Here is a 14793-nt window from a genome sequence, read left to right on the forward strand (position 1 = left end):
ATGAGTAGATTTATTCCATTATCAGTACCGAATTTAAAAGGAAAAGAATTAGAATATGTAACAAAAGTAGTAGAAACAGAATGGGTGTCTACAGGTGGAGGATATATTAATGAATTTGAGAAAAATATTGCAAGATATCTCAAGGTTGAAAGAGCTGTTGCATGTCAATCTGGTACAGCTGGGCTTCATTTAGCATTGAAGCTTTCAGGTATAGAATATGGTGACGAAGTAATAGTACCTACTCTTACATTTATTGCAGCAGTTAATCCAGTTAGATACCTAGGAGCAGAACCAATATTTATGGATTGTGATGATACTCTAAATATGGATTTGGATAAGCTTGAAGAATTTTGTATAGAAAAATGTAGTTTGACAAAAGAAGGACTAATCAATAAGAAAACAGGAAAAACAATTAAAGCTTTAGTTATAGTCCATATATTTGGTAATATGGCAAATGTGGAAAGGCTTATAGATATAGCCGAAAAATATAAGTTAAAGGTAGTAGAAGACTCAACAGAAGCACTAGGAACATATTCTACTGAAGGTAGATATAAAGGTAAATTTGCAGGAACTATAGGGGATTTTGGAGTATATTCGTTTAATGGCAATAAGATAATAACTACTGGTGGAGGTGGAATATTAGTATCTAAAAGTAGTGAATTATCTGATAAGGCTAAATACCTATCCACTCAAGCCAAAGATGATGAACTATATTATATTCATGACGAAATAGGATTTAATTATAGAATGACAAATTTACAAGCGGCACTTGGAGTTGCACAATTAGAGCAATTAGAAGATTTTATTAAAATAAAGATAGAAAACTATAATCTATATAAACAAGAAATTGATAAAATACAAGGGTTATCAGTTCTAGATTTTAATAAAAATACAAGAGCTAACCATTGGTTTTATTCACTATTAATTGATAAAGAGAATTATGGGATTAGTAGAGATGATTTACTAATGAAATTAAATGAAAACAATATTCAAACAAGGCCAATATGGGGATTAGTTCATGAGCAAAAACCATATAGACACAATCAATCACACCGAATAGAAAAAGCAAAATATTATATAGAGAGAATTATTAATATTCCGTGTAGTACAAGCCTTACAAAAGAAAATGCAAAATATGTTTGTGATATTTTACGAGAATTACAAAGATAGGGGGAATCCCTTTGAATATACAAGAGTTGTTTATAAATGAAGATTTATCAATTAAAGAAGCAATTAAAAAGTTAGATGAAACAGCAAAGAAAATATTATTAGTAGTTGAAGATAATAAGCTAATAGGTGTACTTACAGATGGAGATATTAGAAGATGGATACTTAAAAGTGGAAGTTTAAGTGATCCTGTTAGCTTAATTATGATAAAAACACCGATAAGTATATCTGAAGAGGATAGAAAAGATGCAAAGAAAATTCTTAAAGAATATAGTATAGAAGCTATACCAGTTCTAAATAAGAAAAAAGAAGTAATAGATATTATTTTCTGGAATGATAATTTTAATAGAAAGTTTAAATTTAATAAGATGGACAATCCAGTGGTAATAATGGCTGGTGGAAAAGGTACTAGACTTGACCCGTATACAAAAATATTACCAAAACCCCTCATACCCATAGGAGATATTCCAATAGTAGAAAGGATTATAAACAGATTTAATGAATATGGATGTAATAATTTTTATATGGCAGTTAATTATAAAAAAATATGATAAAGGCATATTTTAATGAAATTCAAAAGTCATATTTAATTGATTATATAGAAGAAGAAAAACCACTAGGCACAGCAGGAGGGCTATATTTATTAAAAGATAAAATAAAGGACACTTTTTTTCTAATAAACTGTGATATCCTAATTGAAGGAAATTATTCAGATATGTTGAAATATCATAAAGAGAATAAGGCCAAAATTACCTTAATTACTTCACTTAAGCATTATACAATTCCTTATGGAGTAATTCAAATAAATGGTGATAGCGATGTAAAAAAAATGATAGAAAAACCTGAATATGATTTCTTAGTGAATACTGGCATGTACATACTAGAACCAGAGGTAATTAATGATATCCCAGCAAATGAATTCTTTCATATAACAGATTTAATAAATGATTATATCAATAAAGGTAAAAAGATAGGAGTCTACCCTGTAAGTGAGGGTTCTTGGCTTGATATGGGACAGTTTAAGGAAATGGAAATTATGCTTGAAAGGTTAGGGATTAAGTGATGGAAGATATTATCCTAATTGGTGGTGGAGGACATTGTAAATCCATTATTGATACTATCAATAAGTTAAAAAAATATAATATTATAGGGATATTGGATATAGCTGATAAAGTAGGAAATGAAATATGTGGTATTAAAATAATAGGAACAGATGATAGTCTGGAATATTATTATAAAAATGGAGTTAGAAATGCGTTTCTAACCATAGGAGGCATTGGAGATACATTACTAAGAAGAAAACTGTATTCTATTGCTTTAAATATTGGATATATTTTTCCAAATATAGTTGACAATACTGCGATAGTATCAGATAAAATTGAGATAGGTCATGGCAATTTTATTGGTAAAGGCGCAATAATCAATATTAATGCTAAAATATCCAATAATAGCATAATTAATACAGGAGCAATAATCGAACACGACTGTAATGTAGGAGCTTTTTGTCATATAGCACCAGGGTCTACTATAAGTGGAAATGTAGTCATAGGGGACAACACACATATAGGAACTAATTCAACTATAATTCAAAATATAAAAATTGGTGACAATGCAATAATAGGTGCTGGCTCTGTAGTTATAAGAAATATTGAAAGTAATGTTAAAGCTTATGGTAATCCTTGCAAAGAGGTGAAAAAATGAAAAAAGTTTTTATTATAGCAGAAGCAGGAGTGAATCATAATGGGAGTATTGATTTAGCTAAAAAACTAATTGATAAAGCTAGTAATGCAGGAGCAGATGCTGTTAAGTTTCAAAGCTTTAAAGCTGAAAAACTGGTAACTAAGAATGCTCAAAAAGCTGAATATCAAGAATTGACAACAGGTAAAGAAGAAAACCAATTTGAAATGATAAAAAGGTTGGAATTAGACTACGAAAAACATGAAGAATTAATAAATTATTGTAAGTCTAAAGATATAATGTTCTTATCATCACCCTTTGATTTAGAAAGTATAGATTTGCTCAGCACTCTAGGTCTTGAGATATTTAAAATACCTTCAGGAGAAATAACTAATGTACCATATTTACGGAAGATAGGTTTATTAAAGAAAAAGGTAATACTCTCCACTGGGATGTCTACCCTTGGTGATATAGAAAAAGCTTTAGATATACTTAGAATTAGTGGAACAGAAGATATGATTGTGTTACATTGCAATACAGAATATCCTACGCCAATAGATGATGTAAACTTAAATGCAATGAATACAATAAGAGAGGCATTTAAAGTGGAGGTTGGTTACTCAGATCATACACTAGGAATAGAAGTTCCGATAGCAGCAGTTGCTCTAGGTGCTACAGTAGTTGAAAAGCATTTTACTTTAGATAAAAACATGGAAGGGCCAGATCATAGAGCTAGCTTAGAACCAGAAGAGCTTAAAGAGATGGTTAGATGTATAAGAAATATTGAGAAGGCTCTAGGAGATGGAGTAAAAAAATTAACAGGATCGGAGGCAAAAAATATAAATATAGCAAGAAAAAGTATAGTGGCAGGAAGAAATATTATAAAAGGTGAGATATTTACAGAAGAAAATTTAGGAATAAAAAGGCCTGGAGATGGAATCTCCCTATGAGATGGGATGAGATTATAGGACAAAAGGCAAAAAGAGATTTTAAAGAAGATGAGTTGATTGAGATATGAAAAAGATATGTATAGTTACAGGTACAAGAGCTGAATATGGGCTTCTTAGACCCTTAATTAAGAGGATAAAAGAAGACGATGAATTACAACTTCAACTAGTTGCAACAGGTATGCATTTATCACCAGAATTTGGACTAACATATAAAGAAATTGAATCTGATGGTTTTATTATTGATGAAAAAATAGAAATGTTACTTAGTTCAGATACAGCTATAGGAATATCTAAATCTATGGGACTAGCTATGGTTGGATTTGCAGATATTTTTGAAAGGTTGAAGCCAGACATGGTAGTCATCCTAGGAGATAGATATGAAGTATTTTCTGCTACAACTGTGGCTATGGTGTCTAAAATACCTATAGCTCATATTCATGGTGGGGAAACCACCGAGGGGGCATTTGATGAAGGATTTAGACATTCTATAACAAAAATGAGTTGCTTGCATTTTACAAGTACAGAAGAATATAGAAAAAGAGTAATACAACTGGGAGAGAATCCTGACAGGGTATTTAATGTAGGAGCAATTGGTATTGAAAGCATAAAGAAATTAGAGTTGTTGGATAGAAATGAATTAGAACAAGATATTAATTTTAAATTTGATAAAAATACTGCTTTAGTCACATTTCATCCAGTTACACTTGAAAATAGTAATTCTAAAGAAGAATTTCAAGAATTGCTTAATGCTTTAGATAGACTTAATGATTTAAAATTAATATTTACAAAAGCAAATTCAGATACAGATGGGCGAATTATTAATTTGATGATAGATGAATATGTAAAAAATAATAACAATAAGGCAGTAGCCTTTACATCAATGGGACAACTAAGGTATTTATCAGCAATGAAATATGTAGATTTAGTTGTAGGAAATTCATCAAGTGGAATTATAGAAGCACCTTCGTTTAATATACCCACAATAAATATTGGAGATAGACAAAAGGGAAGAATATACTCAGAAACAACTATAAATTGTCAACCAATGGAGAATGAAATATATAAATCAATTAAACTAGGATTATCAACTAAATTTAGAGAGAAGATTAAAGATACTATAAATCCCTATGGTGATGGAAATGTTTCTGAAAAAATACTATATATAATAAAAAATAGTTTAAATAATGGAATTAAATTAAAAAAATCATTTTATGATTTATAAGGGTGGATTATATTATGTATAACAATAAAAAATTTCTAGCTATCATACCAGCTAGAAGTGGTTCGAAAGGATTAAAAGATAAAAATATAAAAGAATTAAACGGAAAACCAATGATCGCACATACTATAGAAGCTGCAATTGAAAGTGATATATTTAATGAGGTAGTTGTATCTACAGATTCTCAAACGTATGGGGATATTGCTAAAAAGTTTGGTGCAACGGTTCCTTTTATGAGACCGGATTATCTATCAAACGATACAGCAACAAGTATTGACACGATAGTACATACAATAGAAGAATTGAGTAAGATTAGAAAAGAGTATGATTATTTCATGCTTCTACAACCCACCTCACCACTAAGGACTAAAGAAGATATAATTAATTCAATACAACTTCTATTTGAAAAAGATGCTAACTCTGTGATAAGTGTATGTGAAGCTGAACATTCACCGCTATATATGAATACTTTAGCTGAAAATTTGAGTATGGATGGATTTTTACTTAAGGGTATAAAAACTAGGAGGCAAGAGTTAGATAAATACTATAGAATTAATGGGGCTATATATATGTGTAAAGTAGATTATTTTTTAAAGTATAATGATTTTTACAAAGAAAAAAGTTATGCATATGTAATGGATAAAAAAGCATCAGTTGATATTGATGATGAAATAGATTTTTTTATTGCAGAGAGTTTGATGAAACAAAATTATCATAATAGGGTTTAAAAGGTTCTAAGAGGAGAATAAGTATGCAAAACAATCAAATATTTAATTGAATACCTACTAAGCAATTGAATATGCCAACCATCCAAGCAACTATAAATAACAAAAGTTTTCTTATTTATAGCAGATATAATCCTAACAGAGACTCTAGAGCTTTTGCAGAAGAAGTATACGATTAAAATGTAGAAAATTACTTAATATATAGCTTAGGTCTAGGCTATCATATAGAAGCACTAGAAGAACTTATAAAAAAACAATGATAAATATCATATATATATTATTTAATGTAACAAAGATATTTTCAAATTAGCAAGTGAAAACATTAATTTAACTAGAATTCTAAACAATAATAACGTTACATTTATTATGATGGAAAATGAGAGAAAGTCTTATGAAAAACTAAATAAAATACTATTAATTGAAAACGTAAAAATAGCAATCCATATTCCATCACTAAATATTATTCCAGAAGAATTTATAGAGCTTAAATACTTACTTGAAGCGTTTCAAATCAAGCAAAAAACAATTGATTCAACAAAGCATATGTTAGAAGAAAATTTTACAGAAAACATTAATAACTTTGATAAGAATGTTGATACTTTATTTAATAAACATATAAATAAACCTTTATACTTAGTTGCAGCAGGTCCACCTCTTGATAAGAATATTCAAGAACTTGCAAAAGTTAAAGATAATGGAATTATCCTATCTGTAGGTAGAGCAGTTAAATCATTATTATCAGCTGGAATTACTCCAGATTATATAATAATTACTGATCTATCAGAATATCTCTATGATATGCAACTAAAAGGATTAGATATTGATGTTCCAATCGTAGTATTATCTACTTGTGATAAAAATGTAATGAAAAAATACAAAGGGTTTAAATATATAGCGTTGTAAGAAGGATATTCTCTTGCTCAAGAATATGATAAAAATCACAACCATGAGTTAGTCAAAACAGGTGGTTTTGTGGCTACTACCGAGTTAGATGTAGCTATTAGAATGGGATGTAATCAGATGATATTTGTAGGACAAGACCTTCCATTTACTAGGAATAAGACTCATTCCAAGGATACATTTTCACAAGATATATATAGAAAGTAATAGCATGAGGGATGTGGAAGATGTAAACGGAAATATTATTCAGACTTCTAAAAATTTATATATATCCAAGATGGATACAAAATAGAATAGCTGAAGAAAAAGATATAGAATTTATAGATGCAACTGAATGGGGAGCTAGAATAAAGTGAACTAAGATAATGAAATTGAGTGATGTTATAGATAAAACTATATTTTAAATGGTTAAGATAGTAGCGACTAAGGTCTAAGTGGGACCTGTTAATACATATAGAGAGGGGATTTACTATTGTCTAATAGAAAAAGAATAATACTAGAACCAAGCTATATGAAAGATTTTAATTGTATTGGGTCGAAATGTGAAGATAGTTGTTGTATTGGATGGAAAGTATTTATAGATAAAAGTACTTATCAAAAATATAAAAAGATTCAAGATATAGGGTTAAAGCCATTATTTCAGAAAATGATAAATCGAGAACATACCCAAAATAATAATGTGTCTTATGGCAAGATAAAAATGTTGGAAAATGGAGGATGTCCTTTCTTAGATGAAGAAAGTCTTTGCAAAATTCATAGAAAATTAGGAGCAGAATATTTATCAGATACATGTGCCCTATATCCAAGACACGTAAATCAAATAGATGGAAGATTGGAGAGGAGTGCTGTAATATCTTGTCCAGAGATTGCTAGGGCTGCGCTTTTAGATTCTAGGGGCATTCGGTTTGAACAAGTAGAAGAAGATATAGATAAAAGGATTAATGTTCATAGAATATTTGATACAGAAGGTCATTTGTATATAAACAAACCTGAAAGATATTTTTGGGACATTAGGTTATTTAGCTTATCTTTATTACAGGATCGTAGATATAAATTATGGGAAAGACTTATAATCTTAGGTATGGTATACAGAAGAATAGATAAGCTATATTCAAACAATAACATAAAAGAAATTCCGTCTATGTTGCAACATATGAGTGATATCATAGAAACTATGGATTTCAAGAAAGATATAGAAGATATACCGTCTAAGATTCAAGTACAATTTGACCTAGCAAATGGAATTATTGACCTGAAGACTCAATTAGGAATACCTAATTATAGATATAAGGAGTGTATTAATGAAACCTTATTGGGTTTAGGTTTTAAAGATGGTGAAGAAATAGAAAATGTTGAAAGTATTATTAAGAAATACGAAGAAAATTATAATAGTTATCTACTATCATACATTAAAGAAAAGGAATACATCCTAGAGAATTATTTGGTGAATGAGTATTTCAAAGGCGTTATGCCTTTTGGTAACTATAAATCAATATGGGATTCGTATATATTCTTATGTATACTTTATGGAATGATAAAACTTCATATGATAGGTATGGCTGGATATCATAAAGGATTAACTGATGACTTAACACTAAAACTTATACAATCTTTTTCAAAGGTAATACTTCATAATAATGAGTATATCCAGGGTATAATTAAATTACTAAAGGATCATGAATATGATAGTCTAGCATATATGTCAATATTGGTTAAGAACTAAAACATGGATATTAGATAGAGTTTTATTTAACATATAAGGTGGTATTTAAATGGCAAAAGAATATAATTATGAAATGTATGGACAACCGAGTCTACATACTTTAAAAGAAAGAAAGTTCAATGTTTACTTTTCAGAACCAGATAGCGGGATAAATAAAGATACAGGAATATTATTACTTATAGCTGGATTTGGTGGAAATGCAAATTCAAATGTATATAAAAAAATGAGGAATACATTTGCAGATAAATATAATTTAGTGACAATACAGTGTGACTATTTTGGTTGGGAGTTCATGCAAGGTGCAAATAATATTTCACTAAATGTTAATAAACATCAATTACAAAGGGACTTTAAGAGAGAAGAAATTGATTATATATACAGAGATAAGGATATATTTCCAAGATTAATGGAAATAGTTAGCAACAATAAGATAAATTTATCTGCAAAAGAGAATCTTAAAGAAACTTTGGATAATTACAATGATATGGGATTAATTCAAGCAATAGATAATATAAGTGCTGTTATAAGTGTTATTGAAGTTGTAAAGGATAATGGACATAGCTTTAATGAAAATAAGATTATATTATATGGACATTCTCACGGTGCATATCTATCTTATCTATGCAATGCATTTGCGCCTAGTATGTTTTCATTATTGATAGATAATTCTTCATGGCTATTTCCAGTTTATTTAAAAAGTAACCGATATTTGAACAGTATGTATGGGAATTCTTTATTATCTGTTGAGTTTGAATATTTAGCAAAAACTTTAGAATATGATGAGGAGATTCTTTTTTTACCATCATTGTATGAAAAATTAGAAAATCAGTGTGAGGTTATTTGTTATCATGGTACAAATGATAATTTAATTAGTTACAAGGATAAAGTTGTATTAAATGAGATTATCAAGAAATTTAGATATAATGAGATAGACAACGATAAAGTAGATAACAAGGTATTTAAATCAACGCAACACGGGCTAGGAGCTGATTTTTTAGAGTTATTTGATTATACAATAAATAACTATGATTTTGAATTTAAAAATACAGGTAATAAACAAAATGCAAATGTAACTTATAAGACAAGAAAAAATAAATATTTAGTGGATTATAGCAGCATTGTCCCTGTTTTACATTTAGAAAGAAAATAAATTAAATCAGAAGAACAATAATTCGAATAATTAAAACTAAGGCTTAAATTTAACTTGTTAAACCTAATGTATTATCAAGAGAATATAACTTATTCTTATACTATAAGACCACAAAGGAGGTGAAACACCATGGATATAGCAGCATTATCAATGAATCTTAGTCAAATGAAAGTAGCCCAACAAGCCAGTATTTCAGTGATGAAGATGGCAATGGATACAGTAGAAGTACAAGCCATAGATTTGACTCAGATGCTAGAAGTCAATACAAAAATAATGGAGCAATCAATTAATCCTCATTTAGGAAAAATTATAGATATTAGATTATAAGGACAGATTTTCTGTTCTTTTTTTATAAGTAAATAGGATATAATTGGATTCAAAAAAACATGTATCTACATTCAGCTATATGATACAATTAGAAAGAAGTAAATGAATAGAAAGTGAATTTCAGAAGTTGAATGGAGGAACATACTTGACTAATCTTAATACAACAGTAAAAGAAAATATAATAGAAGAAGCATATCTAACAGACCATGAAGATTTTGTCAAAGTTAATAATTTATATTATGGTGGACTTCAAAAGTGGCTATATATGGAGAAGCTGAGAACTAAATTCTGGCAGATAGGTCTTGTGGTGTAACTGCTGCTGGAAATGCTTTGATCCATATGGCTATGTATAGGAAGGGGTTAGAGGATATATATAGATATCCGGGTCTTTCAAGAGTTGAATTCACTAGATTTATTGATGAAATTTATAGATATGTTAAACCTAATATATTTGGTATACCTAGTTTAGGAAAATTAAATAAAAGATTGAAATCATTTGCTAAATCTAAGGGGGTTATCCTAGATGCCAAAAGTCTATCTATGCCTAAGGATGTAGATACTGCCATAAATTTTATTAAAGAAGGATTGATGATAGATTCACCAGTACTAATGCTTACTTGGAATAGCAAAATCAAAAACCTCAGATATCATTGGGTGACTATTACGGGCTATGTTAAAGATTTAGAAGGTATTAATTATATAATTACGTCCAATTGGGGACAAAAAGAGATGTTTTCCTTAGATAATTGGATAAAAGAAAAGAATTTATATAGGGGATTAATTTATTTCTACCAACCTATATAGGTATTAAGTTTCAAATCTTATAAAATGAGAGAATTTATTGAATTCTATGATATAATTTACTTGAGGTGATTTTCATGGCATATGAAATGTGTAAGAGATGTGGGAAATTCTTTGATAGAAATGGAAGATCATATTGTGAGGATTGTTTTAAAAAAACAGAGAGAGAGCATGATCTAATCATAGAGCATATAAGGAAGCATCCTGATGCCACTATTTTAGATATTATCACCGCAACAGGAGTAACACTGAAAAGTATTAATTGTTTAGTGGAAGATGGATATGTTTCTTATATAGATAATAAAATTAAGAAACTAGATAAAGAAGAAATTTCTAGGGCGATAGATAAAATAATAGATACAAAAAGTAAGTTTCATATAAGAAGAAGCTTATAGTAATGCATTTAGGAAAGTTGGGTAAACCAGAAGAAATAGAGAAACTGGCAGTATGTTCAAGGTTTGTATATGGAGCTGTATTTGTTATATATAGCGGATGGTTAATTAAATAGGTTAAAATATAAGGATAGTTTTGAAAATTAATTCATTACTGTCCTTTTTTATTAATTCATAAAGTTATAAATATAAAATAATCTTGCAAGTCAATAATATTAGTTATACAATATATATAACAAATATTATTAATGGAGGGAATTCCATGAACAAAATAAATAGAATTACTTTATTTCTTATGATAATTCTTATTTTAACTTCTGTTACAGGTTGTACGAAGAATAATGATAATGATGAAATAGAAACGGAATTTATAGAGGAAGAATATAACTTAGAGGTTGCAGAAGGAAATATATATGGAACCTTAACTTTACCTAAGGAAGGAAATAATTTTCCAGTAGCTATAATAATAGCTGGGTCTGGACCAACAGATAGAGACGGTAACAATCCATTAGCTGGAAAAAATAATAGTTTAAAGATGATTTCAGAGTCTTTAGCGAAAGAAGGAATAGCTTCTATTAGATATGATAAGCGAGGAATTGGAGAAAGTAAGCCTTTAGTTAAAAAGGAAGAAGATTTAATCTTTGAAGATTATATAGATGATGTTGTAAGATGGGTGAATAAATTAAGAGAAGATAAAAGGTTTAGTAAAGTCATAATTATAGGTCATAGCGAAGGTGCATTAATTGGTGCTACAGCATCTTATAAGTCTAATGTTGAAGGATTCATTTCAGTGTCTGGTATGGGGTATTCTGCTTATGATACATTGAAAAGACAATTAAAAAATCAGTCAGGAGATATATATGAGAAGAGTCTTCCGTTGTTAGATACATTAAAAGAAGGAAATTTAATATTTAATCCTCCGCAAGAATTATATTCCTTATTTAGACCTAGTGTTCAACCATATATGATTTCTTGGTTTAAATACGACCCTGTGGCAGAAATTGCAAATGTGAAGGTACCTATATTAATTCTTCAAGGAGATAATGATATTCAAGTTGAAGTAACAGATGCAGAGATTCTACATGAAGGAAATCCTGATAGTAAGTTAGTTATAGTTAAAGGAATGAATCATGTATTAAAGGATGCACCTACAGATAAAGAAGGGAATATGGCTACTTATAGTAAGCCTGATTTACCATTGAACCAAGAATTTATAACTGAGATAATAACTTTTGTTAAGGGCATATAAAGGATAAAGAGCAGGAAATATATCTTATTATAATAGGACTAGTAAAGCTAGTTCTATTATTTTGGAAAAATTCTCATATTATGAAAGTTATATTTGAATTTGTTCCCTTACTAACATATAATCAAAGATATAGCTGTTTAATATTACAGATTGCAAATATCAAAGCTAATAAAATTATAAATAATGGGGGGATGGATATGGACAAAGGATTTTTCACCAAGAATAGAAAAGAACTAGAAGAAAGGTTAAATAATGATAGTGTTTTATTATTATTTGCAGGGACAGCACCATATAAATCTGCTGATGAACTCTATCAATTTATACCAAATAGAAATTTTTATTATTTAACGGGTATTGATCAAAGTAAAATAATTCTTTTAGTGAGCAAAATTGATGGAAAGATTTCAGAGAAACTATTTATAGAAAGACCAGATCCAATTATGGAGAAGTGGGTAGGGGCTACGATTACTTCTGAAGAGGCAATAGAATTATCGGGAATAGATAACATTGAATATTTAGATAATTTTGAGGGAGCTATAGGATCTATCTTAAGCAGAAATAGAATAGAAAAAATATACTTGGATTTAGAAAGACAAGAAATTAATACATCAATGACAGAGGCTCAAAACTTTGCTAAGATAATTAATGAAAAATATCCATATATACAAATTAAAAATATTTATTATGATATTGCAGAGTTAAGAATGATAAAATCAGATGAAGAGATTGAGTTAATTAAAAAGGCAATAGAAGTAACTAATGAAGGAATTATGAATATGCTTGACAATATTAAACCAGGAATGATGGAATATGAAATTGAAGCATATTTTGATTTTACTTTGAAGAAAAATGGAATAACCAATAGAGCCTTTGAAACAATCGCTGCAAGAGGTAAAAATGCTACCATACTTCACTACTCCCAGAACAACTGTAAAGCAGAAGAGGGGGATTTGATATTATTTGATCTGGGAGCACAATATAGATATTATAATGCAGATATAAGCCGTACATTCCCTATCAATGGTAAATTTACTGAAAGACAAAAACAAATTTATAATATTGTTTTAAAGGCACAAAAAGCTGTTGAAGAAGCAGCAAGACCAGGGCTTCCTTATAAAGAATTAAACGAAATTGCTAAAAAGGTATTAGCAGAAGGATGTAAAGAATTAGGGTTAATAAATGAGGATAGAGAAATTTCAAAATACTATTTTCATGGAGTGTCACACTATTTAGGAGCAGATACACATGATGTAGGAATATATAATATTGATTTAAAACCAGGTATGATTATAACTAATGAACCAGGTCTTTATATTGAAGAAGAGGAAATAGGAATAAGAATAGAGGATGATTTGTTAATTACGGAAAATGGATGTGAGAATTTATCTAAAAACATCATAAAAACTGTGGAAGAAATAGAAGCAGCTATGAATAAATAATCTAGATATTGTGGAGGGGTAAAAATGACTAATAAATCAGAAGGAAAAAAGCTACAAGAAAAATTAACTCACAAATGGAAAAATGTATGGGAAACATTAGATAGTAGTGAAAAAGAGAAAATCTTCGATATAAATGAAGAATATAAGGATTTTTTGGATAAAGGAAAAACAGAGAGAGAAGCAGCAATGGAAATAATAAAAGTAGCTAGAGAAAATGGCTATATATCAATAGATGAAATAAGAGAAAGGGGTATAAGGCCTACTCATGGAATGAAAATTTATGCAAATAACAAAGATAAATCAGTTGTATTATTTGTATTAGGAAAAGAAAAACTTGAAAAAGGAATGAATATAATTGGATCACATTTAGATGCTCCAAGAATAGATTTGAAACAATTTCCCCTTTATGAGGATTCAGATTTTGCACTATTAAAAACTCATTATTATGGTGGAATAAAAAAATATCAATGGGTAACATTGCCGCTAGCTTTACATGGAGTTGTAGTAAAATCAAATGGAGAAAAAGTTAATATTGTTATAGGTGAAGATGAAAATGACCCAGTATTTTTCATAACTGATTTACTTCCACATCTAGCTAAAGATCAAATGGCAAAGAAAATGGATGAAGGAATTACGGGAGAAGGATTAAATATTTTAATAGGTAGTATTCCTTATAAAGATGGAGAGATAAGTGAGAAAGTTAAATTAAATGTATTAAACATACTCAACGAAAAATATGGAATCATAGAAGAAGACTTTACTACTGCAGAATTTGAAATAGTGCCTGCAGGAAAATCGAGAGATGTAGGCATAGACAGAAGTATGGTTGGAGGCTATGGACAAGATGATAGGGCTTGTGCATTTACTTCTCTAAGAGCAATATTAGATATAGACACTCCAAATAAAACAGCTGTTGCTCTATTTGTAGATAAAGAAGAAATAGGCAGTGTAGGAAATACAAGCATGGAATCAAAATTCTTTGAAAATACAGTCTCAGAATTAATAGATATTATAGAAGAAAAATATTCAGAGCTTATAGTAAAAAGAGCATTAGCAAATTCTTGTGTACTTTCG

General features: G+C 29.1%; 18 protein-coding genes. All 18 read left to right on the forward strand.

The features are described from left to right. The gene (locus CIW83_RS04405) at positions 1–1170 is read left to right on the forward strand and encodes a LegC family aminotransferase (RefSeq protein WP_094899654.1); all 1170 of its coding nucleotides are present in this window, start codon (positions 1–3) and stop codon (positions 1168–1170) included. An 11-nt stretch (positions 1171–1181) separates the two neighbouring features. Next, positions 1182–1718: a CBS domain-containing protein gene (locus CIW83_RS24190; RefSeq protein WP_201259673.1), complete on the forward strand. Its 537-nt coding sequence runs from the start codon at positions 1182–1184 to the stop codon at positions 1716–1718. Then, on the forward strand, positions 1715–2230 hold the full coding sequence (locus CIW83_RS24195) for a sugar phosphate nucleotidyltransferase (protein WP_201259674.1): 516 nt from the start codon (positions 1715–1717) through the stop codon (positions 2228–2230). Before CIW83_RS24190 ends, CIW83_RS24195 begins: the two co-directional genes overlap by 4 nt. Further along, positions 2230–2868 (forward strand): acetyltransferase, encoded by a 639-nt coding sequence (locus tag CIW83_RS04415; RefSeq protein WP_094899655.1) that lies wholly within the window; start codon positions 2230–2232, stop codon positions 2866–2868. The genes CIW83_RS24195 and CIW83_RS04415 overlap by 1 nt, the downstream gene beginning before the upstream one ends. Then, complete coding sequence (gene neuB / locus CIW83_RS04420) at positions 2865–3794, forward strand: N-acetylneuraminate synthase (RefSeq protein WP_304440611.1); 930 nt, start codon at positions 2865–2867, stop codon at positions 3792–3794. Before CIW83_RS04415 ends, neuB begins: the two co-directional genes overlap by 4 nt. A 64-nt stretch (positions 3795–3858) precedes the next feature. Beyond that, positions 3859–5016 (forward strand): UDP-N-acetylglucosamine 2-epimerase, encoded by a 1158-nt coding sequence (gene neuC, locus CIW83_RS04425; RefSeq protein WP_094899656.1) that lies wholly within the window; start codon positions 3859–3861, stop codon positions 5014–5016. A gap of 14 nt (positions 5017–5030) precedes the next feature. Beyond that, positions 5031–5741 (forward strand): cytidylyltransferase domain-containing protein, encoded by a 711-nt coding sequence (locus CIW83_RS04430; RefSeq protein ID WP_094899657.1) that lies wholly within the window; start codon positions 5031–5033, stop codon positions 5739–5741. Positions 5742–6107: 366 nt separating this feature from the next. After that, complete coding sequence (locus CIW83_RS04435; protein WP_158220012.1) at positions 6108–6641, forward strand: 6-hydroxymethylpterin diphosphokinase MptE-like protein; 534 nt, start codon at positions 6108–6110, stop codon at positions 6639–6641. A 69-nt stretch (positions 6642–6710) separates the two neighbouring features. Next, positions 6711–6845, forward strand: a complete 135-nt coding sequence (locus tag CIW83_RS24200; RefSeq protein WP_143598514.1) for a hypothetical protein — start codon at positions 6711–6713, stop codon at positions 6843–6845. Between the two features lie 265 nt (positions 6846–7110). Continuing rightward, positions 7111–8361, forward strand: a complete 1251-nt coding sequence (gene fliB, locus CIW83_RS04440) for a flagellin lysine-N-methylase (RefSeq protein ID WP_094899659.1) — start codon at positions 7111–7113, stop codon at positions 8359–8361. 49 nt (positions 8362–8410) lie between these two features. Beyond that, positions 8411–9511, forward strand: coding sequence for a DUF2920 family protein (locus CIW83_RS04445; RefSeq protein ID WP_094899660.1), 1101 nt, complete (start codon positions 8411–8413; stop codon positions 9509–9511). A 129-nt stretch (positions 9512–9640) separates the two neighbouring features. After that, positions 9641–9838 carry a YjfB family protein gene (locus CIW83_RS04450; protein ID WP_094899661.1) on the forward strand — a complete coding sequence of 66 codons (198 nt, stop codon included), beginning with the start codon at positions 9641–9643 and terminating at the stop codon, positions 9836–9838. Positions 9839–9983: 145 nt separating this feature from the next. Beyond that, positions 9984–10151, forward strand: coding sequence for a hypothetical protein (locus tag CIW83_RS22100; RefSeq protein WP_158220013.1), 168 nt, complete (start codon positions 9984–9986; stop codon positions 10149–10151). Positions 10152–10177: 26 nt separating this feature from the next. Then, entirely contained in the window at positions 10178–10642 is a 465-nt protein-coding gene (locus tag CIW83_RS04455; protein ID WP_094899662.1) for a hypothetical protein, read from the forward strand. Between the two features lie 74 nt (positions 10643–10716). Further along, positions 10717–11034 carry a hypothetical protein gene (locus CIW83_RS04460; RefSeq protein WP_094899663.1) on the forward strand — a complete coding sequence of 106 codons (318 nt, stop codon included), beginning with the start codon at positions 10717–10719 and terminating at the stop codon, positions 11032–11034. A 259-nt stretch (positions 11035–11293) separates the two neighbouring features. Further along, entirely contained in the window at positions 11294–12280 is a 987-nt protein-coding gene (locus tag CIW83_RS04465) for a S9 family peptidase (RefSeq protein WP_094899664.1), read from the forward strand. Between the two features lie 197 nt (positions 12281–12477). After that, on the forward strand, positions 12478–13719 hold the full coding sequence (locus tag CIW83_RS04470; RefSeq protein ID WP_094899673.1) for an aminopeptidase P family protein: 1242 nt from the start codon (positions 12478–12480) through the stop codon (positions 13717–13719). Between the two features lie 24 nt (positions 13720–13743). Beyond that, positions 13744–14793, forward strand: a 1050-nt coding sequence (locus tag CIW83_RS04475) for an aminopeptidase (RefSeq protein ID WP_094899665.1), incomplete at its 3' end; no start/stop codon positions are given.

Source organism: Tissierella sp. P1 (genome assembly GCF_002266425.1).
Lineage (GTDB): Bacteria > Bacillota > Clostridia > Tissierellales > Tissierellaceae > Tissierella > Tissierella carlieri.